The sequence below is a fragment of the Paraburkholderia sp. CI3 genome (genome assembly GCF_050436505.1).
Lineage (GTDB): Bacteria > Pseudomonadota > Gammaproteobacteria > Burkholderiales > Burkholderiaceae > Paraburkholderia > Paraburkholderia tuberum.
Map to the genome: position 1 here is coordinate 210264 of NZ_JBNDMI010000003.1, position 25929 is coordinate 236192.

General features: G+C 62.5%; 20 protein-coding genes and 1 pseudogene. 17 read left to right on the top strand and 4 right to left on the bottom strand.

Going from position 1 to position 25929, the window contains the following annotated elements:
• The first annotated feature begins 1 nt into the window (after window position 1).
• The 12 genes from OKW29_RS09850 (at window position 2) to glnA (ending at window position 14843) form a co-directional block, all read left to right on the top strand.
• The gene (locus OKW29_RS09850) at window positions 2-958 is read left to right on the top strand and encodes a carbohydrate ABC transporter permease (protein WP_429290921.1); all 957 of its coding nucleotides are present in this window, start codon (window positions 2-4) and stop codon (window positions 956-958) included.
• Window positions 955-1872: a carbohydrate ABC transporter permease gene (locus OKW29_RS09855; protein ID WP_429290922.1), complete on the top strand. Its 918-nt coding sequence runs from the start codon at window positions 955-957 to the stop codon at window positions 1870-1872. The genes OKW29_RS09850 and OKW29_RS09855 overlap by 4 nt, the downstream gene beginning before the upstream one ends.
• A gap of 3 nt (window positions 1873-1875) precedes the next feature.
• Complete coding sequence (locus OKW29_RS09860; RefSeq protein WP_429290923.1) at window positions 1876-3036, top strand: ABC transporter ATP-binding protein; 1161 nt, start codon at window positions 1876-1878, stop codon at window positions 3034-3036.
• Between the two features lie 45 nt (window positions 3037-3081).
• The gene (locus tag OKW29_RS09865; RefSeq protein WP_184049508.1) at window positions 3082-4134 is read left to right on the top strand and encodes a LacI family DNA-binding transcriptional regulator; all 1053 of its coding nucleotides are present in this window, start codon (window positions 3082-3084) and stop codon (window positions 4132-4134) included.
• Between the two features lie 658 nt (window positions 4135-4792).
• A complete protein-coding gene (locus OKW29_RS09870) occupies window positions 4793-6505 on the top strand; it encodes a SulP family inorganic anion transporter (protein ID WP_429292474.1) in 1713 nt (570 codons plus the stop codon).
• Between the two features lie 155 nt (window positions 6506-6660).
• Complete coding sequence (locus OKW29_RS09875) at window positions 6661-7353, top strand: phosphatase PAP2 family protein (protein ID WP_429290924.1); 693 nt, start codon at window positions 6661-6663, stop codon at window positions 7351-7353.
• 179 nt (window positions 7354-7532) lie between these two features.
• Window positions 7533-9149 carry a methyl-accepting chemotaxis protein gene (locus OKW29_RS09880; protein WP_429290925.1) on the top strand — a complete coding sequence of 539 codons (1617 nt, stop codon included), beginning with the start codon at window positions 7533-7535 and terminating at the stop codon, window positions 9147-9149.
• Between the two features lie 160 nt (window positions 9150-9309).
• Complete coding sequence (locus OKW29_RS09885) at window positions 9310-9435, top strand: zinc ribbon domain-containing protein (protein WP_409340077.1); 126 nt, start codon at window positions 9310-9312, stop codon at window positions 9433-9435.
• A 473-nt stretch (window positions 9436-9908) separates the two neighbouring features.
• Window positions 9909-11000 carry a hypothetical protein gene (locus tag OKW29_RS09890; protein WP_429290926.1) on the top strand — a complete coding sequence of 364 codons (1092 nt, stop codon included), beginning with the start codon at window positions 9909-9911 and terminating at the stop codon, window positions 10998-11000.
• 222 nt (window positions 11001-11222) lie between these two features.
• Complete coding sequence (locus tag OKW29_RS09895) at window positions 11223-12389, top strand: radical SAM protein (protein WP_429290927.1); 1167 nt, start codon at window positions 11223-11225, stop codon at window positions 12387-12389.
• A gap of 651 nt (window positions 12390-13040) precedes the next feature.
• Window positions 13041-13244 (top strand): hypothetical protein, encoded by a 204-nt coding sequence (locus OKW29_RS09900; protein WP_090806402.1) that lies wholly within the window; start codon window positions 13041-13043, stop codon window positions 13242-13244.
• 93 nt (window positions 13245-13337) lie between these two features.
• On the top strand, window positions 13338-14843 hold the full coding sequence (glnA, locus tag OKW29_RS09905; RefSeq protein ID WP_429290928.1) for a type I glutamate--ammonia ligase: 1506 nt from the start codon (window positions 13338-13340) through the stop codon (window positions 14841-14843).
• A gap of 63 nt (window positions 14844-14906) precedes the next feature.
• Here the strand turns inward: glnA and OKW29_RS09910 are convergent, their stop codons facing one another.
• Complete coding sequence (locus tag OKW29_RS09910; RefSeq protein ID WP_429290929.1) at window positions 14907-16349, bottom strand: anion permease; 1443 nt, start codon at window positions 16347-16349, stop codon at window positions 14907-14909.
• 103 nt (window positions 16350-16452) lie between these two features.
• Here OKW29_RS09910 and OKW29_RS09915 point away from each other — a divergent pair, with 103 nt between their 5' ends.
• The 3 genes from OKW29_RS09915 to OKW29_RS09925 are packed head-to-tail and all read left to right on the top strand — an operon-like array spanning window position 16453 to window position 20021.
• Complete coding sequence (locus OKW29_RS09915; RefSeq protein ID WP_018424863.1) at window positions 16453-17091, top strand: 4Fe-4S dicluster domain-containing protein; 639 nt, start codon at window positions 16453-16455, stop codon at window positions 17089-17091.
• Between the two features lie 15 nt (window positions 17092-17106).
• A complete protein-coding gene (locus OKW29_RS09920; protein WP_429290930.1) occupies window positions 17107-18756 on the top strand; it encodes an FAD-binding protein in 1650 nt (549 codons plus the stop codon).
• Window positions 18757-18776: 20 nt separating this feature from the next.
• A complete protein-coding gene (locus OKW29_RS09925; protein ID WP_429290931.1) occupies window positions 18777-20021 on the top strand; it encodes a complex I 51 kDa subunit family protein in 1245 nt (414 codons plus the stop codon).
• Between the two features lie 141 nt (window positions 20022-20162).
• Here the strand turns inward: OKW29_RS09925 and OKW29_RS09930 are convergent, their stop codons facing one another.
• The 3 genes and pseudogenes from OKW29_RS09930 to OKW29_RS09940 form a co-directional block, all read right to left on the bottom strand.
• Window positions 20163-20513, bottom strand: a complete 351-nt coding sequence (locus OKW29_RS09930; protein WP_184040264.1) for a hypothetical protein — start codon at window positions 20511-20513, stop codon at window positions 20163-20165.
• Between the two features lie 99 nt (window positions 20514-20612).
• Window positions 20613-20771: pseudogene (locus OKW29_RS09935) on the bottom strand (LysE family translocator); the annotation flags it as partial.
• A gap of 17 nt (window positions 20772-20788) precedes the next feature.
• The gene (locus OKW29_RS09940; RefSeq protein WP_429290932.1) at window positions 20789-21664 is read right to left on the bottom strand and encodes a LysR family transcriptional regulator; all 876 of its coding nucleotides are present in this window, start codon (window positions 21662-21664) and stop codon (window positions 20789-20791) included.
• A 151-nt stretch (window positions 21665-21815) separates the two neighbouring features.
• On the opposite strand from OKW29_RS09940, the gene OKW29_RS09945 reads away from it, so the two are divergent.
• Together OKW29_RS09945 and OKW29_RS09950 are read left to right on the top strand one after the other, a co-directional pair.
• Window positions 21816-22250 (top strand): VOC family protein, encoded by a 435-nt coding sequence (locus tag OKW29_RS09945; protein WP_008918388.1) that lies wholly within the window; start codon window positions 21816-21818, stop codon window positions 22248-22250.
• A 409-nt stretch (window positions 22251-22659) separates the two neighbouring features.
• Window positions 22660-25914, top strand: a complete 3255-nt coding sequence (locus OKW29_RS09950) for an efflux RND transporter permease subunit (protein ID WP_429290933.1) — start codon at window positions 22660-22662, stop codon at window positions 25912-25914.
• Window positions 25915-25929 lie beyond the last annotated feature (15 nt).

Here is a 25929-nt window from a genome sequence, read left to right on the forward strand (position 1 = left end):
CATGCACGCGCTCAAGCTGCCAGCCGAGGGTTCGAAACCACAGGGTAAGTCGCACCCCAAACCGCGAAACAAGCCGCTGAACCGGCGGTTTTCGATCGCGGTCTGGCTGGCCTTGCTGCCGATGCTCCTGACCGTCGTGTTCACGTACCTGGGCACGATGGTCTGGACCGCGCGCGTGTCGCTCAGCAATTCGCACACGTTTCCGTCGAACGACTTCGTGGGCTTCACGCAGTACGTGCGGCTCTTTCACAACGACCGCTGGTTGACGTCGCTGCAGAACATCGTGATCTATGGCGCGTGTTTCATCATCGCGTGCATGGTGATCGGCTTGCTGCTGGCAATCTTTATCGATCAGCGCGTGGTCGCGGAAGGCGCGTTGCGCACGGTGTTTCTGTATCCGTACGCGATGTCGTTCGTCGCGACCGGGCTCGTATGGCAATGGATCCTGAATCCCGCGCTCGGTGCGCAGCAGGTGCTGCGCAATCTCGGCTTCGCGCATGCGCGCTTCGACTGGATCGTCGATCAGGACTGGGTCATCTACACGATCGTGATCGCGACCGTGTGGCAGGCTTCGGGCCTCGTGATGGCGCTGTTGCTCGCGGGCCTGCGCGGCATCGACGAAGAGTTGTGGAAAGCCGCGCGCATCGACGGCATTCCTCGCTGGCGCGTGTACGCGAGCATCGTGGTGCCGATGCTCGGACCGTCGATCTCGACCGCGTTCGTGCTGCTGTTCGTGATGGTCGTGAAGCTGTACGACGCGGTCGTCGCGATGACGCAGGGCGGCCCCGGCACCGCGAGCGAAGTGCCGGCGAAATTCATCATGGACTATCTGTTCGGGCGCGCGAACATCGGCCTTGCGTCGGCTGCATCGATCGTGCTGCTGGCGACGGTGCTCGCGGTGCTCGCGCCGTTCTTCTATGCACGCAGCCGTGCGGCGCTGCGCGGGGAGAGAGGATGAACACGCTCGATTCCACGCTCAAAGGCGGCATGCCGCATCGCGCGCGCACGCGGCCCCGCCGCTCGGCGTTCTCGCCGGCGCGGCTCGGCATCTACGCGTTTCTGCTCACCGCGGCGGTGTTCTTTCTGCTGCCGCTCTACGTGATGCTGGTCACGTCGGTCAAACCGATGAGCGAGATCCGCCTCGGCAATCTGCTCGGCTTGCCGATGCATTTCACGCTCGACGCGTGGAGCGCCGCATGGCAGTCGGCCTGCACCGGGCTCGATTGCAACGGCATTCGCGTCGGCTTCTGGAACTCGGTGCGTATCGTCGTGCCAAGCACGGTGCTGTCGATCCTGGTCGGCGCGGTGAACGGCTACGCGCTGTCGTTCTGGCGGCCGCGCGGCGCGGGTCTGCTGTTCGGCGTGCTGCTCGTCGGCGCGTTCATTCCAGTGCAGGTCATGATCTATCCGCTCGTGCGCGTGCTCGCGAGCGTGCATCTGTTCAGCTCGCTGCCGGGCATCGTGCTGATCCATACGATGTTCGGCATGCCGGTGATGACGCTGCTGTTCCGCAACTACTACGCGTCGATTCCGCAGGAGCTGTTCAAGGCCGCGCGTATCGACGGCGGCAGCTTCTGGCGCATCTTCTTTCAACTGATGCTGCCGATGTCGACGCCGATCATCGTCGTCGCGCTGATCATGCAGGTCACGAACATCTGGAACGACTTCATTCTGGGCCTCGTGTTCGCTGGCACGAAGAATCTGCCGATGACGGTGCAGTTGAACAACATCATCAACACGACGACCGGCGAGCGGCTCTACAACGTCAATATGGCGGCGACGATCCTGACGTCGCTGGTGCCGCTCGCGGTTTATTTCATTTCGGGCCGCTGGTTCGTGCGCGGCATTGCGTCGGGCGCCGTCAAAGGGTAGGGCATGGCAAACATGGCTAATACGATCGATGCGGCCGGCGTGTCGGGTGCAAGCGCTGACGTTGACTCCGACGCCGCGGCGCTCACGCATCCCGCCAATGTGGCGGTCCGCAATCTGACGATTCGCCTCGGTTCGAACACGGTGATCGAGAACCTCGATCTCGACGTGCTCGCCGGCGAGTTCGTCGTGCTGCTGGGGCCGTCGGGTTGCGGCAAGTCCACGCTGTTGCACAGCATCGCGGGATTGATCGACGTCAGCGACGGCAGCATCGAGATCGCCGGCGAGGACATGACGTGGGCCGATCCGAAGGATCGCCGCATCGCGCTGGTGTTCCAGTCGTACGCGTTGTATCCGACCATGAGCGTCGAGCGCAACCTGTCGTTCGCGCTGCGCATCAACGGCACGCCGAAGGCGGAAATCGCGCGGCGTGTCGCCCGCGCGTCGGAGATGCTGCAACTGGGGCCGCTGCTCAAGCGCAAGCCGTCGCAGTTGTCGGGCGGACAGCGGCAGCGCGTCGCAATCGGCCGCGCGATCGTGCGCGAGGCCGACGTGTTCCTGTTCGACGAGCCGCTGTCGAACCTCGACGCGAAGCTGCGCACCGAACTGCGCCGCGAACTGAAGCAGCTGCATCACAGCCTGGGCGCGACGATGATCTACGTGACGCACGACCAGGTCGAGGCGATGACGCTCGCGACGCGCATGGCCGTGATGCGCGGCGGCGTGATCCAGCAGTTCGGCACGCCGGCCGAGGTCTATGCGCGGCCGAACAATCTGTTCGTGGCGACCTTCCTCGGCTCGCCGGCCATGAATCTGCTGAAGGGCACGCTCGAGACGCGCGACGGCGCGCTTCACTTTTGCACTGGGCAGGTGCGGATCGACGTGTCGGCGTACGCGTTCAAGGGGGCGCCCGCGCAGGGCGTGCGCTGCATGCTCGGCGTGCGCGCCGAAGACGTGCATATCACGGAAGGCGCCAGCGAGCGCGCGAAAGTTTCGCTAATGGAGCCGATGGGCAACCACCGCGTGATCTGGCTCGACTATCATGGCGAACAGATCGCGTCGATCGATCAGACCAAAGCGCCGATTGCGGAGGATGACACCGTGGCGTTCTCGTTCGACGCCGCGCATGTCTCGCTATTCGACGAAGCGAGCGGCGCGCGCTTATAACGCCGCGGCGCGTCACGCGCGAAGCGGCTCGTCGAGACAGGCTTGATGGAGAACCGCGTGGCAACACTCAAGGACGTCGCGGAACTGGCCGGCGTGGGCATGTCGACCGCCTCACGAGCCATTTCCGGCAAGGGACCGATTTCCGCCGATGCCGCAGCGCGCGTGAAGGCGGCGATCGAGGCGCTGAATTTCCGCCCGTCGTCGATCGGCCGGGCGATGGCGACGCAGCAGCTCGGCATCATCGGCATCTTCGTGCCGACCTTCTTTGGTTCCTACTACGGCACGATCCTGAAGCAGACCGACACCGAGCTGCGCGCGGTGGGGCGCCATGTCGTGGTCGCGACCGGTTGCGGCGAGGTGTCGCCGCGCGAGCAGGCGATCGAGGCAGTGCGCTTTTTGATCGGCCGCGATTGCGATGGCGTGGTCGTGATCAGCCACGATCTGCACGACGAAGACCTGATCATGCTGCATGGCATGCATCCGAAGATGGTGTTCCTGAATCGCGCGTTCGAGCAGTTGCCCGAGGCGTCGTTCAGCGCGGATCATCGGCGCGGCGGCGAACTCGCGGCGCGCACGCTGCTCGATCACGGGCATCGCGACATCGCGGTGATTTCAGGGCCCGCTACCGCGTCGGACAACGTGATGCGGATCGACGGCTTTTTCGCCGAGCTCGCGCGAGCCGGCATTGCGCGCGACGACGTCACGCTGATCGAATCCGACTTTTCGCCCGAAGGCGGCTACGCGGCCGCGCAGAAGCTGCTCGAGACGCAGCGGCGCGTGACCGGCCTGTTCTGCGCGAACGACACGATGGCGGTCAGCGTGCTCGCGCGCTTTCACCAGGCGGGCATTTCGGTGCCCCACGACATCTCCGTGATCAGCTACGACGACGACTACTCGGCCGCCTACGCGGCGCCCGGGCTCACGTCGGTGCATATTCCAACCGGGGAACTTACGCAAAACGCGGTGCGCTGGCTCATCAACCAGTGTTACGGCACCACCTGGGAGATCTTGCGCGAGTTTCCGCTCAGCGTGACGATGCGCGAATCGGTCGGGCCAGCGCCGATGCCGAAGAAAAATACGCGCGGCGCAAAGCGGTAGAAGGGTTTGCCTAATCGCGGCGGTGTGATGCCTGGCGCGCGGACGCGCGCCGCGGCGGCTGTCGTATGCGGGCGGTGTGCAGACCTGCGAACGGACAGGGGTGCGGCTGCCAACAATGCGCGGCGGGGGTTTTCCTTGAAGTCCAACGGATATTTCCGCGCGGTTTTTCACGCGCGGCATGGTGCGCCTATTCGCGTTTTCACTTGCGTATCGACGATCTTTTTCAGGCTCCCGTAATCCTGCGCAATAGTGCTTTGCGGTTTTCCCTCATTAAACTTACTTCAAATTTCTTTACACTTCCCGGTAACAAGTTGTTACGGGGTGAGTGTGATGTTGACCATCTTTCTGATCGCCTGTCCGATCTGCATTGCTGCGCTGTTCGGTTTCGCGCGCCATGTGGACCCGCAGACAGGGCAATTCAAACGGTAGATCTTCTTCGCGCGTTTTTTTCCGCGGCTGCGCCGTGGAGATTTTCGCTTTGCGATTAACGTCCGTTAGTTCGTTGTGCGCTTGAAAGGAGCAATCGTTTGCGTTCTTTCGGTTTGCTTTCTCGTTTTCGTTTTCGTCAATAGCCCGTTCCCCCTTCCATAAGTCTTGCCTTGGCGCGCCGGTTCGCGGCACGATGCGCGATTACTTTCGTTTTAGGTCAGCATCGCGTATGCAAGATTCTCTGCAAAAAATGGCGGCGCGTGCCAGCGTGCTGAAGGGCGTTCTTCCCTTGAGCCGGATTGCGGCGGCGCGCGATGCGCTGGCCGGTGTGCAGCTTGCGTCGATGGATATTCCGCAGGTCCTCGGCTATGCGCGCATTGCCGGCATGCCGGCCGTCACCGGGCTCTACACGGTGTTCCTGCCGCTCGTCGCGTTCGCGTTCTTCGGTGCTTCGCGGCATCTGGTCGTGGCCGCCGATTCGGCCACCGCGACGATCTTCGCGAGTCGTCTTTCGACGATGGCGCCCACGTCGAGCGCCGAGTATGCGGCGCTCGCGGCGATGGTCGCGTTGCTGACGGCCGCGTTGCTGTTCGTCGCGCGCATCTTCAAGCTCGGCTTTCTCGCCGATTTCCTGTCGCGTACGGTGCTGGTCGGCTTTCTTGCGGGCGTCGGCGTGCAGGTCGGCATCGCGATGCTCGGCGACATGCTCGGCGTGCCCGGACATGCGGCGAGCAGCGTGAAACAACTGCTGCTCGTCGTGAGCGACGCCGCGCAGATCAATCGGCCGACACTGGCGATCTCGCTGCTCGTGGTGACCGCGATTCTCGTCTGCAAACGTTTCTGGCCGCGCCTGCCGGTGCCGTTGGTCGCGGTCGTCGCGGGCATTGCCGCGAGCGATGTGTTCGGATTCGCCGCGCACGGCATCTCCATCCTCGGACCGGTGGAGGGCGGATTGCCGCCGCTGCGGATTCCGTCGGTGACGTGGCAGCAGATGCTCGATCTCGTGCCGGTCGCGGCGTCGTGCTTCGTGATGATCGTCGCGCAAAGCGCCGCGGCGAGCCGGGTGTTCGCCGACCGCTATCACGAGCCGGTCGATACCAACGCAGACCTGCTCGGCATCGCGGCCGCCAACGCGGCGGCGGCGTTTTCCGGCGCGTTCGTCGTCAACGGCAGCCTGACGCAGACCGCGATGGCCGATCGCGCCGGCACGCGCAGCCAGTTCGCGCAGCTCGTGTTCGCGGCGGTCGTGGTGGTCGTGCTGCTGTTTTTCAGCCGCTATCTGCAGTATCTGCCGCACTGCATTCTCGCGAGCATCGTGTTTACGATCGCGGTCGGCCTGATCAATCTGCAGTCGCTTTTTTCGATTCGCCGCGAAAGTCCCGGCGAATTCGCGCTGGCTTTGTTCACGGCGGCGGCGGTCGTGCTGATCGGCGTCGAGCACGGCATTCTGGTCGCCGTCGCGTTGTCGTTGCTGCGTCACGTGCGACACAGCTACCGCCCCCACACGATGATGCTCGCGCCCAACGGCGACGGCATGTGGGTGCCGGTGCCGGCGGTGCCCGGCGTGGAGACCGCGCCGGGGTTGATCGTGTATCGTTTCGGCGCCGATCTGTTCTACGCGAACGATCATTTTTTCGTCGACGATACGCGCCGCCTGATCGATCACGCACCGAACGCCGTGCGCTGGTTCGTCGTCGATGCGAGCGCGATTACGGATGTCGATTATTCGGCGGCGCGCTCGGTGGGCGAGTTGTGCTCGGCGCTCAAGCGCAATGGGATCGAGGTGGTCTTTGCGCGGGTGAATCGCTATTTGCGCTCGGATATGGATCGGCATGGAATCACGCCGATCGTCGAGGAGCGCTGTATTTTCGGCACGCTGCATGAGGCGCTGAGCATGGCGGGAGTGGAGAATCCGCATGAGCGGGTTAAGGGGGCGCCATAACGGGCCGCCCTGGCTTCGCACTGAGGCGGCGCGTGCCGCGAACACCGCCTCGGACGGGCAAATTGCTAGCAAACGTTGTCTGCGCCTCATTTGTTGTCGCTTGCCTCAATTATTCTGACGTTCCGCTTCGGCTAGCAGATATTGATTGCAAGAGCATGAACAGCTTCAATTCGACCATCGAAACATATCTGTCCAGCATACACTTCGGTCATTTCGCGACCCAATCGATACAAGCCATCGCCGACCTCTACACCTTTAAAGGCCTGGTACTGACTGCCTTGCTTTGGTGGATCTGGTTTCAGCAAGACGGGCACGCCGAATGGCGGCGCGAAATAGTTCTCGCGACGCTTCTCAGCGGTGTCGTCGCGCTCTTCGTCGGAAGGCTGCTGGCTCACTGGTTGCCATTTAGAGTGCGTCCCATCTATAGCGCCGAACTTCATCTGCAGTTCGCGAGCGGCGCGACCCAGGCTGCGCAGTTGTCAGACTGGAGTTCGTTCCCAAGCGATCACGCCATGCTGTGGATGGCCATCGCCACCGGCATCTTCCTCGTGTGGCGGGGCATCGGCGTGCTGGCGCTTCTCTACACCGCGCTCTTCATTTGCCTTCCGCGGGCCTATCTCGGCTTTCACTATCCGACCGATTTGTTGGTAGGGGGCGCCGTGGGCATCGTGATTACCTTGGTCCTGACTCGAGATGCGATCCGCGCGCGCTACGCGACCCCGGCGCTGCGATGGATCGAACGCCATCCGGGACCTTCTGCAATGCTGGCCTTCATTTTGTGTGTCGAACTCGTCACGCAGTTCGAAGAACTGCGTGCTCTGGCGTTCGGCGTGTTCAAACATCTATGACCCGCGCGGAGCGCCACGGCGCATGCCGATATTCTTGAGGTTCGCCTGGCGCCGCCTTTCAGTGAGCTGAGATTAGCGAGCACACTCTATTGCCATCTGATGCAATATTCTGTCTAATGAATTCAGAATAAAACGTCCGATTTATTCGGCTCGCTGACTTAGTCGACGGGGTTCACTTCATGTACTCTCTGCTGCCGCTCAAGGCCCAGGTGCGCCGTCACGCGCGAACGCTCGCCGGGTATTTTCCAGCTCCATTTTCACGCGACAAATCAAGCAGTGTCGACATCCTCGGTGTCATGACCCCCGGGCTGCTGAACGGGAACACCCTGCTGAACCTCAACTACGGCGAAGTGGACCACTTCACCGGCAAAACCCGCGCGACGGGCACGTTATTCGTCGCAATTGGCGACGACTTCGTGCGCGTCGCCACTTCGGTCAAAAGGCAAACCGGCGAGCGGGCCGTGGGCACGGTACTCGACCGCTCGCATCCCGGCTATCGGATGCTGCGCGGCGGGCAACCCTACACCGGTTACGCGACGCTATTCGGCAAGCAATACATGACACGGTACGAGCCGATCCGGGACAGTTCTGGCGAGATAATCGGCGCGCTGTATGTCGGCCTCGACGTCAGTGAGGTGTGGAACCTGTCGATCGGAGCCAGACTCGCGCTGCTTACCCTGGCCGCCAATACCGTACTTCTGCTGGGCTATGGTCGGCTGCTGGAGGCCGTGATCCCCCCCGACCGATCGAGCCCGGGAGCGGCGTTGCCCGCTTTCCTGCAAACCGGGGTGATCGGCTTCGGGCTACTCGGCGCGCTGCTGGTCAGCGCGCTGGTCTTCGTGACGACCCGGCGCGGTCTCGGCATGCAACTGCTCGAAGCGAAGGCCGCCGCCGAAAAACTCGCGGCCGGCGATTTGACCGCGCAAGTTCATGTCAGCCGGCGCGACGAACTGGGCCAGTTGATGCAGGCAATGAACGGTATCAGTGTCGGTTTGGCCTCGGTAGTCGGCAACGTCCGACGTGCCTCCGATATGATCGCGCTGGGCGCGCGCGAAATTGCGGCCGGCAACGCGGAGCTTTCGTCCCGCACCGAGGCGCAGGCTGGCTCGCTCGAGGAAACCGCATCGACGATGGAACAATTGACGGCGATGGTCCGCGCCAATGCCGAACGCGCTTCGGACGCCAACCAACACATCGCCTCGGCCTCCGATCTCGCGGTCAAAGGCGGCACCGTGGTGGGGCATGTGGTGACCACCATGTCGTTGATCCGCGGCAGTTCACACAAGATCGTCGACATCATTAGCATGATCGACTCAATTGCCTTTCAGACCAATATCCTGGCTTTGAACGCGGCCGTCGAGGCAGCACGCGCCGGCGACCAGGGGCGCGGCTTTGCGGTCGTCGCCGCCGAGGTGCGCAGCCTGGCCCAACGCAGCGCCATGGCCGCCAAGGAAATCAAGGCGCTGATCACCGACTCGGTCGGCAACGTCAATGCAGGCGGCGAACTGGTCGACCAGGCTGGCCGGGACATGACCGAAATCGTCACGGCTGTCGATAGTGTGGTCACTTTGATGGGTGAGATTACCCACGCGAGCAACGAGCAAAGTACCGGCATCGGCGAAGTCAACCGCGCGATCGGGCAGATGGACGAGATGACCCAGCAGAACGTTGCCCTGGTGGAGCAGGTGGCAGCCGCGGCAGCCAGCATGCAAGAACAGGCGTCTACATTGGAAGATGCCGTGCAGGTATTTCGGCTGGTAGGCGACGGGCAAACTGATATTTGCCCCATACGATGAGCGCTGCGCGCGAGGGGCACGCAGGCGTTTCTCGCACTTTCCTGCACTAGAATGGGTTATTGCCGACGTCGTAGACGTATCTGGTCAGCCCGACGTGCGGGATTCTCTTTGGAGGAATGCCATGCCGACTTACCGGTACAGGTGTGAGAAGTGCGGTGAGATGTTCGAACATGCCGAGCATCTTGCTGAACATGAAAACGCTCATCCGGCTTGCCCAAAGTGCGGAAGCGAGAAGGTTCTGCACATACCCACGCCATTTGTGCCGAAAACCTCCAGAAAGAGCTGAAACCTGTCTGATCGGGCGACGGCAAAATCCGGGCCATTTGCAGCCGTTGCCCATGCTTTCACGCGGACATTCGTGCGTCGGTTCTGCCATGCCGGCGGATCTACGCTCGCCGATCCTCCCGTCGCCTTGTGGGATGGCGTAAGCCGGTTGCCGACTGTGCGGCGCAGTCGAGTCCCGTAACAACATTTCTGTAGGCAATCCATCCGGACAAATGGCATAAGCCATAGACGCTAATCGCGGTAAATGGCGTCCACCTGGATCAAATGCACCAAAGCGATAGAGAACGAAATCCGCCGCGAATTTTAATAAGATATATAGCGCGAGCGTCATGTTCAATTGCGGCTTAACGCGCGGAATTTAAAAGGCATAGCTCGAGGAAGTCGAGTTGAAGAACGCGCCAATTCCGCCAACTTGCGCGACAGCTTGATTGCGGTATACCAATTTTCGATTCAAACCCACTTTGTGAGGTCGAGATGAAGATCGGATTCGGTAGAGCATTCAAATCGCTAGACGTTGATCACCTGCTGTATGCGGACATTTGGAACCTGTTAGCAAGCACCAAACCAACCGCAAGCAAACCACACGGCGAGGGCACGTTCGCCGTTCCCTACCAACCCCTTGGAATTGGATACTGGTATTGGTTAAGCCAACAGCCGGTGGGGAAAGAAACCGTTTTTATCAAGGTGGCAGACCGGCTGATTGCGAAGTGGGGCGGAGCGGCAAAAGGTTTGAAGAGCTACACGTCGGACGTGACTGAGGTTCCGCCCGAACTCCTCGAAGGCGAAGTCGCCTTGGCGACTTCGCACGTGGTAACCGCAGGCGAGTCGGCTGATAAGGCGCGCGGATTCGACCCGAAGGCGCAGACGGTCTACACCCGCAAGGCACGGCGGGTCGCGAAGGTTTATTCGACAGCGGCCACCAAAGCGCGGCAACTCCTGTGGGGGCAAACCAGCGGCGACGACGACGCGGTCGAATTGGCCAATACGATCGCGGGACTGCTGATCAGCGAGGGAGGCGCCGACCGGGATAAGTCGGGAGGAGGCGTTTTTATGGCGACCTTCATGCTGCTCGACTTGATTGAGAAGCAAATATGCTATGGGCTAAACGGCCAGTACTATACCTGGGCGTCGATGTTGATGCATGCCGGCGCGTCAGACGCGCAACCCGCGCCGGACGACATTCCAGGACGGAGCGCGAAATCAGGCCTCACGCGTAAGATGGCAAAGCATCCGATGGCCGGTTTCGGAACGGTCAATATGGGGAAGTCGATAGCCCAGAATAACGCCAATGAAGCGCGGAATCGCGTCATTTCAATTGCGACTGCGTGGTTGGCTAATTACCTGGCCGAACACGACACAGAAAGCGACCATAAGTACGTGTTTATCAGGAGCCTGAAACGGGATGTCACACCAAAAACGCCGACTCGTTTGAAATCCTATGCACATCTGCGAGACGTGAGCCGACTTGCGCTCCAGACTCGGGCCGTTTCAACCTCGTGCCTGCTCACGGGCAGCAAGACGAAGGAGATTGGGTATCTCGATGGGAGCGTGCAAATCTGGAAATAGACAGTGCGCGCTGCCAGTTTGACGGCGCGGTACGCATGATAGGCAACGTCATTTGCGCGTGGTTGCCGTTATGCGGTTGTTTAACTTCAACGGTGCGGAGTTTCCATCCGCTGGCCGTCACGGGGCGGGGCGTAGGCTGGCGTAAGAATGGATCACGCGCAGCGCGTTGAGCGTATTCTATGAAGCTTCTTGCAGAATTCGTCGGCAGGCCGTGAGGGTCCCATGGATACGACAGAGCGGATCATCAAGTGGCGCGATCAGCGGCATGTAGACGGTGTCGGCAGCGAACCGCGCAATCCGCTGCCCGCGGTGTGTGACGTATCGGTGACGAACGTTTGCAACGCCGCATGCGACTTCTGCGGGTTCTCTCGCGAGAAAAATCTGGCGGGGCCACGTCGCTATCTCGACCCTGATGAGTTCGCGCGCGCACTGCCGATCCTGCGCAGACGCCGGATTCGTTACATGACGCTGCAGGGAGGCGAGCCGCTGGTTCATCCCGAGATCGCATCGCTCGTGGCTTCGGCCACCAAGGCCGGCATGCAGTGCGGCGTGATCACGAACGGCTGGTTTCTTCCCCGCTACATCAAGCCACTGGCGGCGGCCGGCCTCAGGCGTCTGCTGATTTCCATCGATAGCGCGGACATGCGCGAGCATGAGCGCAATCGCGGTCTGCGCGGTCTCGAGGCCCGCATCCGCGACGGCATCAGTCAGGCCCATAGCTTCGGCATCGAGGTCTGCGCATCGATTACGGTGAGCCGACTGGTCCGTTACGAGTTGCTTCCTGAGACGCTCAACCGCCTTGGCTTCGATGCCGTCGTTTTTTCCTATCCACGGCGCGAGGCGTTTGGATCTACATCGCTTGTTTACGACGAAGAATCGAAACTCGTCGACCTGAACGCCGACGAACTACTTGAAGCGTTGAGCGCAATCGCGCGCCTCAAGAAGCATTTCCGTGTCATGGACCCGAGCGCTGCGCTGGCCGAGGTCGCGCGTTTCGTGCGCGGCGAACAGCAACTGGTTCCATGCATCGGTGGCAGCAAGTACTTTTATATCGACTGGAACCTCGATGTTTGGCGTTGCGAGGCGTGGCCTGAGCCGATGGGCTCCGTCTTCGACCTCGACCGCCTGCCCGATCAACGGCAACCCTGCAATGACTGCATGATGGGATGCTACCGGCATGCCAGCATTCTGATGCACGGTGCCGTCGCCGTGACTGACTCGGTGTACGCGCTGGGCAAGGGGCAGCTTCGGGCTGCTGTCGGCTTGTTGTTCCAGCGCAGCGTTGCGTATTCGCTGTGGGCGCTTTCAGTCGAAGAATTGCCTCGGGCGGCGCTCATCTCGTTCGCAAGACGGACTGGCCAACGCCGTTCCACGCCGCAAACTGAATGAGCTCGATTTCCGCGACTGAGGTTCCTGGGGTCTGTTTACATATGGAACGCACGTGCGTTGCCGCGAGAAGGGCCGCTCGCAAGGATTGCGACGCCGCGAATACTCGACGTATTCGCAAGGAGCATGACGCAGCGAGCGGCCCTTCTCGCGGCAACCCCAGTTCTGAATTTCATTTCAGGGGAATGCCCGCTATCGGCCGCATGGCGGCGTCGCGCGTCGCTCACGTGGCGCGGCCACGCAGCGCTCCTTACTCCTTGCCCTGCGCCCCGAAGGAAGTCCCCTTGGGGGACGCCCCGAAGGAAGTCCCCTTGGGGGACGGCCGATAGCGGGCATTCGCACGTGCGTTCCATATGTAAACAGACCCTAGGGGGAGACGGCTCGCCCAGTCGAACGCCCGTCCGCGTTACTCGACCGGCGCAACCGCGCCTCCCGACAAGGTCTCGATGAGGGCTTTAGATGAATGCGGGCGAGCCGCTTTCACCGCCGAACCCATCGGCTGTGCTCGGCATCGGAAGCGAGAAAACTGTCATTGGACCGATTCCATTGCCTAAGATCAAGCTACGCGCTCCGTGAGGAAAGCACCGCGGCTCGCGAACGGCTTTATTGTCGCGCGCCCCTTTTTCCGCGCGACTTTTCCACAAGGAGGTCACGATGAAATCAGAGGACAAGGGCGACGTGCGCGCGTTCGTGCAAACGGCCGAGCAGAGTGGCGAGCATGTCTGGGTAATCACGCTGGTCGACTTCGCGGCCCGTGAGGTCAAACGCTCGCTCGTTTCGGACGAGACGTATGCGACCTCCGCCGCTGCCAGAGATGCCGGCGAGGCTCATTTGAAGGCACTGGAGCAAGACCGCTAGGTCCACGCACTGCCGCCTTGCTTTCGCGCGTGGACGTACTAACGTTGGACTATAAGTACACGGGCGGTAATGGGGCGGAAGAGGGCATAGTTCATGGCCAGTACGCAAGGAACCACCGGATCGCCGTTTGCGGCGTCCGTCGAAGCGGGCAGCTATCGCGTCACGCGACCACAAAGCGCAAGCGATGTGATCGGCCTGCTGCAAGCGCGCGATATTCAGATCGTCGATCTGAAATTCACCGACTTGCCCGGACTCTGGCAGCATTTTTCGATCACGCTTCCCGAGGTTCACGACGACCTGTTCAGCGCCGGCATCGGTTTCGATGGTTCATCGATCCGCGGCTTTCAGGAGATCCACGAGTCCGACATGCTGCTGCGGCCTGACCCGGCAACGGCCTTCGTCGACCCGGCTTGCGGCACGCCGACGCTGTCGATCATTTGCGACGTCGTCGATCCCGTGCTGCGGCAGCCGTATTCGCGCGATCCGCGCTACGTGGCGAAAAAGGCGGAGAACTATCTGCGCCAGACGGGCATCGCGACGACGTGTTATTTCGGGCCGGAGCTCGAATTCTTCATCTTCGACTCCATCCGCTTCGGCCAGGATCAGCACTGCGGCTACTACTACGTCGAGTCGGGCGAGGGCGACTGGACCACCGGTCGCGACGAAGGCGCATACGGCGGTGGCAACCTCGGCTACAAGCAGCACTACAAGGAGGGCTATTTCCCGGTGCCGCCTCATGACACGCTGCAGGAGATCCGCTCGGAAATCGCGCTGACGCTCCAGCAGGCGGGCGTACAGATCGAAGTGCATCACCACGAAGTTGCGACCGCGGGACAGAACGAGATCGACATGCGCTTTGCGACGCTGACCCGCATGGCCGACAACGTGATGATCTACAAGTACGTCTGCAAGAACGTCGCGCGTCGGCACGGCAAGGTCGCAACCTTCATGCCGAAGCCGCTGTTCGCCGACAATGCGAGCGGCATGCATTGTCACCAGAGCCTGTGGAAAGACGAACAGAACCTCTTTTACGACGCGGGCGGCTGGGCGCTGACTTCGGACCTGTGCCGCTGGTACATCGGCGGATTGCTCCAGCACGCACCCGCGCTGATGGCCTTCTGCGCGCCGACGACGAATTCATACAAACGCCTGGTACCCGGATATGAGGCGCCCGTCAATCTGGCGATGTCGCAGCGCAACCGGTCGGCCGCGGCGCGCATTCCGATGTATTCGGATTCGGCGAACGCCCGGCGCGTCGAATTTCGCTGTCCGGACCCGTCGGCCAATGCATATCTTGCTTTCGCCGCAATGCTGATGGCCGGCCTCGACGGCATTGAAAACAAGACCGATCCCGGCGAGCCGCTCGACCGCAACATCTACGATCTGCCGCCCGAAGAAGCGCGCAATATACGGCAGGTGCCAGGCTCCCTCGACGCGGCGCTGGCGGCGCTCGAAACCGATAACACGTTCCTGCGCAAAGGCGATGTCTTTACCGACGACGTGATCCAGACCTGGATCGACTACAAGCGCAGCCGCGAGATCGACACCATCAAATTGCGTCCGCATCCATGGGAGTTTTATCTGTACTTCGATATCTAGAAGAACGAGGGAAATCGTCGCGATCTTTCGAAGCAGGAGGCCGCGCAAGCGCGGCCTCAAAGCTCAAAGCAGGATCGGCGCGCAAATCAGAAGAAACACGGCGATATAAACGACGCCGAAAATCAGCCCGAGTCTCCAGAAATCCCCCGCGGGCAGATACCCGCTGCCGAAGTACACAGGGCTCGGCCCCGCTCCATACGGTGTCAGGACCCCCATGATCCCCAACGTCAGCGAGAGCATCAGCGCGAACGCCTCCATCGGCATGCCGGGAATCGTCGAGCCCACCGCCAGCATGACCGGCAGCATCGCCGTCGCATGGGCGGTGATGCTCGCGAACATGTAATGCGTGAAGAAAAAGATCAGCACGAGGACGATCGCGGCCGTCGTCGGCGCAAAGCCGGTCATGTGGGTCGATATCGTCGCGGCGAACCATTTGACGAAGCCGGTCCTGCTGAGCCCATCGGCGAGGGCGACGAGCGTCGCGAACCAAACGAGGGTATTCCAGGCCTGCTTGTTGGCGAGCATGTCGTCCCAGCTCACCACCCGGGTGATCAGCATCAGCGCGATCACCATCAGCGCCGCGGTCGTGGGATTGACGTAGTCGTCCGCAAAGACCCACAGCGCGAGAGCGATCAGCACCAGCACGGCGAGCATGATTTCCCGCCTCGTGAGCGGCCCCATCTCCTTGAGCTGCTGGGCAGCCCAGGCTGGCACCTCGGCGCTACGCTTCACTTGCGGCGGATAAAGCACGTAGGTCAGCAGCGGTATGGCCAGCAGCAGCAAGATGCCCGCGGGCGCGAAGGCCAGAAACCACTGCGTCCATTCGAGGTCGATGCCGACCGTTTTCTTGACGAGTTCCACGGCGAGCAGATTGGGTGCGAGCGCGGTGAGGAACATCGAGCTCGTCACGCAGGTCGTGGCGATAGCGGTCCACATGATGTACGAACCGATGCGCCGCGCCGACGGATCGTTCGGCTTCGAGTCGTAAAGCGGCGGCAAACTGCGAATCACCGGAAAGATCGTCCCGCCGCTGCGGGCCGTATTGGAAGGGGTAAATGGCGCGATCACGGCGTCCGCCGCCATCACCGCATAACCGAGCGTGAGGGTCCGGCGACCCAGCGCCCGCACGAGCATCAATGCAATGCGCCGGCCGAGCCCGGTTTTCTCGTATCCGAGGGCGAACATGAAGGCACCGAAGATCAGCCACACCGTGCCATTCGAGAAACCTGAAAGCGCCCAGCTGAGCCCCGCGTTCGCGACGTTGAAACCGGGCTTGGCGAGTTGTGCGGGACTGAAGAACACCCACTCGCTGAATACAGCGACGAGCGTCACCGCGATGAGACCGATCGCGGCGCCCGGAATGGGCTCCAGCATCAGCCCGACGATCACGCCCGCGAAAATCGCGAAGTAATACCACGCGTGCTGCGCGAGACCGGGAGGGGCGGGAATCAGTGCGATCACGATCGCCACGATCAGCGGAGCGACGGCCTTCCAGAAAGTTTTCATGCCATGCCCCTTTCTCATAACCGTCCTTGTGCTAAGGTTTATATGACCTTTTCGGCGCGTTCGCCAGTGAAGTGTTCACGGCGTGCAAGGAGAGTGCGAGGCCATGGTTCGCGTGAGTATCGAAGGGCGCGAGATTCAGGCGCCGGGCAATTGCTCGATTCTGCAGGCCATGGGGCACGCGGGGCAGACCCTCGTCGAGGGTGTCGGCTGCATGTCGCAGGGCGTGTGCGGGTCGTGCCGTGTGATGGTGCGACGAAACGGCGAGCAGGAAGTCCACACCGCGCTCGCTTGCGAGACCCTCGTCGAAGAGGGTATGCAGGTCGCCTTCCTCGATTACTTCACCGAATCGGAACGTCACCTGTATCGAATGGAAGATATCGGTGACAGCTGGCAGGCGCTCAGCAAGATCGCCGAGATCTTCCCCGAAGCATCGCATTGCCGTCATTGCAACGGTTGCGATCGCGCCTGTCCGAAGGGGCTGGACGTGCAGCGCGGCGTGAACCTGGCGGTGGAGGGCAATCTGGCCGCATCGAGCCAGGTGTTCGACGAATGCGTGATGTGCAACCTGTGCACGCTCGCATGCCCCGAGCATATCCGGCCCAACCATCTGGGTGTGTTCGTGCGCCGGATGATCGCGTCGCTTTCGCTGCGTCCGGCCAATCTGATGCGACGGCTGCAGCAGATCGAGAGCGGCGAGCTGAAGATCGACTTCGCTGCGCCGGGCGCGCAGCCGCCGCGCTGACCGGGGCGAATCATCATGTCCGCCGGCATACCCTACGAAAACGCGCGCCAGCGCTACCGCCCCGGGATGGCGGCCACGGTCCGCGGCGATGACGTTCCGGTCGATGAATTGCTGAAGGCTTATCACCCCGATCATGGGCCGCATGCGCGCGTCACGCTGAGCGTCGGGGTCAATCGCGGCGAGCCGTGTCAGCCCGATCTCGCGCGGCACCTGCAGGCCAACGCGCTGATCGATGATGTCGATATCGCCGGCGCGCAGCTGATGACTACCGAGGTGCTGGTGATCGGCGGCGGCGGTGGTGGCTGCGCCGCGGCGCTCACGGCGGCGCAGCAAGGCGCGCGCGTGATTCTCGCCACCAAGCTGCGCCTCGGCGACAGCAATACCGTGATGGCCGAAGGCGGAATCCAGGCGGCCATCGGCGAGGATGACAGCCCGCAACTGCATTTCGAGGACACGCTTCGCGCCGGGCACTTCTGCGGCGAACCCGAACTCGTGGCCCAGATGGTGATGGACGGCCCCGATGTGATTCGCTGGCTGATCCAGCTCGGCATGATGTTCGATCTGGAAGAGGACCAGCCGCTCGGCGGCAATCTGATGCGCAAGAAGCCCGGAGGCGCATCGGCGGCGCGCATTCTGTCGTATCGCGACTATACCGGCCTCGAAATGATGCGCGTGCTGCGCGAGGCGGTGGACCTCGACCCGGGCATCGAATTGTGGAACCGCTGCCCTGTGGTCGAACTGCTGTCCGACGAGCGCGGCGGCTGCGCCGGAGCGGTGATCTACAACCTCGAATGGCGTACCTTCGTGCTGGTGCGCGCGCGCGCCGTGATCCTCGCCACCGGCGGCGCGGGGCGACTGCACCTGAATTCGTTTCCGACCTCCAACCACTACGGCGCCACCGCCGACGGTCTGGTGCTCGCCTATCGGATCGGCGCGCGCCTGCGCGAGCTCGACTCGTTCCAGTACCATCCCACCGGCATCGCCTACCCGCACCATCTGGCGGGCGGTCTGATTTCCGAGGCGGCGCGATCCGCGGGAGCGAGACTCCTGAACGGCGAAGGGCAACGCTTCGTGGACGAACTCAAGCCGCGCGACGTCGTCGCATCGGCGATCCTGCGCGAGTGCGCTCAGGGCCGCGGGATCGAGCGCGACGGCCAGGTCGGCGTGTTCCTCGATACGCCGACACTCGAAATCGAGCATCCGGGCATTCTGGCCAAACGCCTCGTCACGCTTCGCCATCTCGCGCACAAATGCGGTATCGACGCGGCGCAGGAGCCGTTCCTCGTTTATCCCACGCTCCACTACCAGAACGGCGGCGTCGCCATCGACAAAGACGGCGCCCCCAACGTCCCCGGCCTTTTCTGTGTCGGCGAGGTGACGGGCGGCATCCACGGCCGCAACCGCTTGATGGGTAACGCGCTGCTCGACATTCTGAGCATGGGGCGCCGTGCCGGCGCGAAGGCCGCGCAATCCAGCGAGTGGGTGATGGCGAACCGCGCCGGAATCGGTCACGTGCACGCGTGGCAGAGAGAGCTGACGCTGGCGGGACTGCCGCTTCACGTGAAGGCGCCGCAGCTCTTTCCCGCCTATGCCCATTTCGATCTGCGAGTCGATGCGGGATTGCGCGCGAGCGCACGCGGTCGCGTGATCGGCGGCATCCGGTGAGGCGAACCACGGAGCGCGCGATGCAATTGCTGAATCAGTGCTTGATGAGGGACGATTTCCGCGTCGGTGCCGACCTCGATGCGTGGTTCGCGCGCGGCGGCGGCGAGGGACTCGCCAAAGCGCTCGAAGACCCGGGGGCGATCCTCGCCGAGATCGCCCAGGCCGACCTGCGTGGAATGGGAGGCGCTGGCTTCCCCGCGCATCGAAAGTGGGCGCCGGTCGCGGCCGCCCCTGACGGCGACAAGTACGTTGTTTGCAATGGCAACGAAGACGAGCCGGGCACCTTCAAGGATCGCTTTCTGCTCGAACACACACCGCATCAGGTGATCGAGGGCGCGCTGATTGCCGCGGTGGCGACGCGAGCCAACCATGTCGTCTTGTACGTGAATCCGCATCAGACGGGGTCTCTCGCCGCGACTCGCGAGGCGGTCAAGCAGTGGTCGGGGCACGCGCAATTCGCCGCTATCGAGCGTTGGATCGGTGCGCCGGTGTCGCTTGGCGTCGTGCCTGGCTCGGGGCTGTACATCGGCGGAGAGGAGACGGCGGTGATCGCCAGCGTCGAAGGCGGCTTTCCGTTTCCGCGGCGCAAACCGCCTTTCCCGGCAGAGCAGGGCGTGCACGGCGCACCGACCATCGTCAACAACGTCGAGACGCTGGCGCACGTACCCGGGATTCTGCGCCACGGCGCGCAGTGGTACCGCGACCTCGGGGTGGGGAGCGCCGCCGGAACCAAGCTCTATTCGCTTTCCGGCGACGTGCTGCGCCCCGGCCTGTACGAACTGCCGATGGGCACGAGCCTGGAGACGCTGGTGTTCCAGCACGGCGGCGGCATGCTGCAGGGCAAGGAGTTCAAGGCGGTCTTCACGGGCGGCCCATCCAACACGCTGCTGACGAAGCGCGATCTCGACGTTGCACTGGACTTCGACTCGGTGCGTCAACGCCGTTCGCGTCTGGGGACGGGCGCGATGATCGTGGTGTCGGAAGGCACCAGCATCGTGCGCAAAGTCGCGGACTACGTGAACTTCTTCGCTCAGGGTTCGTGCGGCCAGTGCCCGCCATGCAAGGGCGGAACGTTTCAGATGATGCGGCTTCTCAACCGGCTCGACACGGGCCGCGGCGTGCGTGCCGATCTGGATGCACTGGAGAACCTGTGCCGCCTTCTTCCCGGCAGCGGACGTTGCGGTTTGATCGACGGCGCGGTGACGGTGGTGGAGAGTTCCATCGACCAGTTCCGCGCGGAATATGAAGCGCTATTGATGGCGTAGGCCGGATGAGGATCGCCGCTCGTGGCGACATTGACGACATTTCGCCCGACATCGGAATTCTGAGCGACAGCGAAGTGCGGACGTTGCTACGTCGCAAGCTCGGTCATGGCGTGAGAGCGATTGACGGCGAGCGTCTCGCGACTAATCGTCCGCGAAAAAACGGCCGATGAAAAAACAGCCGGCCGCCAGCGCAGCGCCCAGCGCCGCGACCGTATAAGCGAGCCTGGCACCGTGCCACAAGCTATCGAACCATTGATGCAACTGCGCCATCAGCACTGCCGCGTTGCCGCCGATTTGCTGTAGCTCGATCTGATAGCGCGGATCGATCATGCCGTACATCGCGACCGCGCTATCGGGCGGCGGCACGCTCACGTAGATGAGCACCGCGGCGATCAGGCTGACGACCAGGATCGCGGCGCCGGTGAGATAGAGCCGCTTTTGCAGCGGCGAGCGTTGGTTGGAAGAAGGTGCGTCGTGGTCGTTGCCGTTCATCGTTGCGTAGGTGGGTGCGCTAGCAGCCGTCGTTGATGGAGCCGAACCGCCAGTATCGCAGAGCGCGGCCTCGGGCGACCCAGACGCGCCCGACCCACCTCAACTCTTCGACGTCAACAATTTGACCCCCGCAATGCCGAACATCACCGCGAGCGAGCCATCGAGCCAGCGCCGGATCGCCGTATAGACGCGGCGTGCGGACGCCGTCGAAAACAGCACCGCGTAGCTGCTGAATACCGTCGCGCCGATCAGCATGCATGCGGCGTGCAAAGCGCTCAACCGTGCGCCGCGCTCGCAATACACTCCGCCAACGCATCGGCGACCACCGGCCGGCTATGCCGCGGCCGCAGCACGAGCCCGATCTCGCGCTCGAAGCTCGCATCGCCGAGTTCGAGTGCGACGACGCTCGCTGGCCATTTGCCGAGCCCGGCCGTATTCGGAATCAGCGCGACACCCATGCCGCGCGCGACCAGTTGCACGATCGCCTGCAATTCGTCGAGCTCGACCGCATCGCGCACGCCAAGGCGCGCGCGCCGCAGAAAACGGTCGACGAGCCGTCCGCCGAACGACGCGCGGTCGTAGCGGATGAACGGCTCGCTGCGCAGCAGTTCGCGCCACGAGCGGCCGCCGCGCGCAAGCTGTTTCGGCGCGAGCAGCACGAACGGTTCGGCGACGAGCGTGCGCCATTCGAGTTCCGACGGCAGCGCGAACGGCGGTTTGATGATGACGGCCAGATCGAGCTCGCCCGAGTCGACCTGGCCGAGCAGCCCCAGCGACACGCCCGGAACCACGCGAATCCGCCAGCCGGGACGGTCGTCGCGAAAGCGCGCGAGCGCGTCGGCGAGCAGCGACACCTGCGCGGACGCGATCGCGCCGACCCGCAGCATGCCGCTTTCGGCGCCGCCGCCGCTGCGCTCGGAGAGCCGCGCATAGAGCGTCATCATTTCCTCTGCGAGCGCGAGCGTTTCGCGGCCCGCCTCATTGAGCGTCGCAGAGCGGCCGGTGCGGTCGAACAGCTGAAAGCCGAGTTCCTGTTCGAGCCGCTGCATCTGCGCGCTGACGGCCGATTGCGTGAGCCCGATGCGCGCGCCCGCGCCGGAGAACGTGCCGTACTGGCTGACGGCAATCAAGGTTTTCAACTCGCTGAGCATGATCTATCAATCGATTTTGGTGATGGTCAGGTCAAATATATATCGTTTCTCAACATTTTTATTCATGATTAAACTTTGCTTCAACTGAACCGGTTGCCAGTCGTGCCAGTCGTAATTCATCCTCACACCCACCCCAGCGAGTCTTCCTGTCATGAGCGTTGCCGAAACCGCTTTGCCGCCGTTCCACCTGGCGTTTCCTGTTCATAGCCTCGCCGCCGCGCGCGAGTTCTACGGCGAATTGCTCGGCTGCCCGGAAGGGCGCAGTTCGGACGCATGGGTCGATTTCAATTTCTACGGTCATCAGATCGTCGCGCATCTGGCGCCGGACGAAGTCGGTCACCGTCATACCAGCGCAGTGGATGGCGACGCGGTGCCGGTGCGCCACTTCGGCGCGGTGCTGTCGATGGAGCAATGGCAGGCCGCCGCGGACAAACTGCAGAAGGCCGGCATCGAATTCATCATCGAGCCGCATGTGCGCTTCAAGGGCGAGGTCGGCGAGCAGGCGACGATGTTCTTCCTCGATCCGTCGGGTAATGCGCTCGAGTTCAAGGCGTTCGCCGATATGTCGTCGCTGTTCGCCAAATAAGCGTCGCGGGCGTTGACACCAAGACACGGATAACTGCAAATGAAGGCCGGTCGACCATTCAGGTTGACCGGCCTATTTTCGTTGAAGGGGATGGCCACTCGGAGCAAAATCGCCTCGTCTTGCGAATCAATCTGAAAGCATGTTTCATACTATTTCGGCCAAAAAACGTACCGCGTATCAGCAAACGTTTCATTAACTGCGCGTAAATTTATTCAACAAACGTTTGCTTTGCGGCTAATTCGCAGCTAATTCGGCGAGAGCTCTTCGCCTTCAAAAATGGCGCATTTGCTTTCAACAAGCTTCCTGACGATTTCGCCATTTTCATGCCATGCAGGCGTTGGTGCCATCGATCTAGCATAAGCGCAGATTCAATCCCTCCCTCCACCCGCATTTTCTCTGGCCCGTTTCAATGTGGATCGTCAACGTAGCGCTTAAGCGGCCATACACGTTCATCGTGATGGCAATTCTGATCGTGCTGGCGACGCCCTTCGTGCTGTTCACCATGCCCGTCGACGTGCTGCCGGATATCAACATTCCGGTCGTCAGCATCATCTGGACGTATACGGGGCTGTCGGCCGAAGACATGGCCACCCGCATCACGTCGGTCAACGAGCGCAGTCTGACCACGACGGTCAACGACATCGAACATATCGAATCGCAATCGCTCCCCGGCATCGCGATCCTGAAGGTGTTTCTGCAGCCGAACGCGAACATCCAGACGGCGATCGCGCAGACGGTCGCCATCGAGCAGGCGCAATTGAAGCAGATGCCGCCGGGCGCCACCGCGCCGCTGGTCATCAGCTACTCGGCTTCCAGCATTCCAGTCATCCAGCTCGGCCTGTCGAGTCCGAAACTCTCGGAGCAGGATCTCAACGACACCGCGCTGAACTTCCTGCGACCGCAACTGGTGACGATTCCGGGCGCGGCCGTGCCGTATCCGTATGGCGGCAAATCGCGGCTGATCTCGGTCGACCTCGATACGCGCGCGCTGCTGGCCAAGGGCCTGACACCTGCCGACGTGGTCAACGCGTTCAACGCGCAAAACCTGATTCTGCCCACCGGCACGGCCAAGATCGGGCCGAAGGAATACACGATCGACATGAACGGGTCGCCGCCGACGTTGGAAGGTCTCAACGACATTCCGGTGCGCACCGTCAACGGCGCGACGACCTATCTGCGTGAAGTCGCGCATGTGCGCGACGGCTTCTCGCCGCAGACCAACATCGTGCGACAGAACGGCCATCGCGGCGTGCTGATATCGGTGCTGAAGAACGGCAACGCGTCGACGCTGTCGATCGTCGATACGTTGAAAGGCATTTTGCCGGCCGCGCGCGCCACGCTGCCGCCGGATCTGCAAATCACCGCGCTGTTCGACCAGTCGGTGTTCGTGAAGGCGGCGGTGCAGGGTGTGGTGCGCGAAGCGCTGGTCGCCGCCGCGCTGACCGCCGCGATGATCCTGCTGTTCCTTGGCAACTGGCGCAGCACCTGCATCATCGCGATCTCGATTCCGCTGTCCATTCTGTCGTCGCTGATCGTGCTGCACGCGCTCGGGCAGACCATCAACATCATGACATTGGGCGGCCTCGCGCTCGCGGTCGGCATCTTGGTGGACGACGCGACCGTGACGATCGAGAACATCGAGCGGCACCTGCACTTGGGCACGAATCTGCACGATGCGATTCTCGACGGCGCCGGCGAAATCGCAGTGCCGGCGCTCGTCTCGACACTGTGTATCTGTATCGTGTTCGTGCCGATGTTCTTCCTGACCGGCGTCGCGCGCTATCTATTCGTGCCGCTCGCGGAAGCGGTGGTGTTCGCGATGCTCGCTTCGTACATCCTGTCGCGTACGCTCGTGCCGACGCTCGCGATGCTGCTGATGGGCCACGCGCACAAGCCGAAGGCGTGCACGAAGCCGAATCTGTTCATGCGTCTGTATCACCGCTTCGACGCAGGCTTCGAGCGCATGCGCGCGACTTACATCATGATCCTGAGCAGCCTGCTCGTGCGTCGCAAGATGTTCGGCGCGCTGTTCCTCGGTTTCTGCGTGCTGTCGATGGGCCTGTTCTTTGCACTCGGCGAAGACTTCTTTCCGAGCGTCGACGCGGGCGACATCCGTCTGCACATGCGCGCGCCGACCGGCACGCGTATCGAAGAAACCGCGCGGCTGGCCGACGAGGTCGAGAAGGTGATCCGCGAAGTCGTGCCGCCCAGGGAGTTGGGCACGATTCTCGACAACCTCGGGCTGCCGTATAGCGGCATCAACCTGTCGTATAGCAATGCGGGCACGATGGGCACGCTCGACGGCGAGATCCAGATTGCGTTGAACGAAGGCCACAAGCCGTCGCAGATCTACATGGACAAGCTGCGCGCGATCCTGCCGCAGCGTTTCCCGGGCGTCGAGTTCTTCTTTCAGCCGGCCGATATCGTCACGCAGATCCTGAACTTCGGCCTGCCTGCCGCGGTGGACGTGCAGATTTCGGGCGCGAATCAGCAGGGCAACCTCGACGTCGCGCGCAAGCTGCTGAAGCAGGTGCGACTGATTCCCGGCACCGTCGACACGCATATCCAGCAGAAGCTCGACGAACCGGTGATCGATCTGCACATGGACCGTACCCGCCTGCAACAACTGAACCTGACCGCGAACGACGTCGCGCAGAACGTGCTCGTTTCGTTATCGGGCAGCTCGCAGACGTCGCCGGGCTTCTGGGTCAACAACAGGAACGGCGTGGAATACAAGGTGGCGGTGCAAACGCCGCAGTACCAGGTGTCTTCGATCGACGAACTGTTGCGCACCCCGGTCTCGGCCACGATGAACGGGCCGACGCAACTGCTCGGCAACCTCGTGCAGATCTCGCCGAAGAGCCAGTTCGCGGAAGTCACGCATTACAACATCCGTCCGGTGATCGATCTGTATGTGAGCGTTGAAAAGCGCGATCTCGGCAGCGTGGCGAATCAGGTCGACAAGATCGTCGACGAGGTGCGCGGCTCGCTGCCACGCGGCAGCACGATCACCGTGCGCGGCCAGGTACAGACGATGCGCAGTTCGTTCTTTGGGCTCGGCATCGGCGTCGCGATGGCGATCGTGCTCGTGTATCTGCTGATCGTCGTGAACTTCCAGTCGTGGGTCGATCCGCTGATCATCGTCAGCGCGTTGCCGGCGGCGCTCGCGGGGATCATGTGGATGCTGTTCCTGACCGGCACCCATCTGAGCGTGCCGGCGCTGACCGGCGCGATCATGACGATGGGCGTCGCGACCGCGAACAGTATTCTGATGGTCGCGTTCGCGCGCCAGCGGCTGTCGGCCGGCGCGCCGCCGCTCACGGCCGCGCTCGAAGCCGGCGCGAGCCGGATTCGTCCGGTGCTGATGACCGCGTTCGCGATGATCATCGGCATGATTCCGATGGCGCTCGGTCTCGGCGAGGGCGCCGAGCAGAATGCGCCGCTTGGCCGCGCGGTGATCGGCGGGTTGCTGTTCGCGACCGTATCGACGCTGTTTTTCGTGCCGCTCGTGTTTGCGGGAATTCATTCGTGGCTCGCGCGCCGTCATAAGAACGGCGGCGACGACGGCGGTGGCGACGATGGCGGCAACGGCGGTGGCAGTGGCAGTGGCGGCCATAGTGACACCCCCGCACCGGAACCCAGCAGTGCGGCGACGCCCGCGTAAAAGTTAAACGATGGT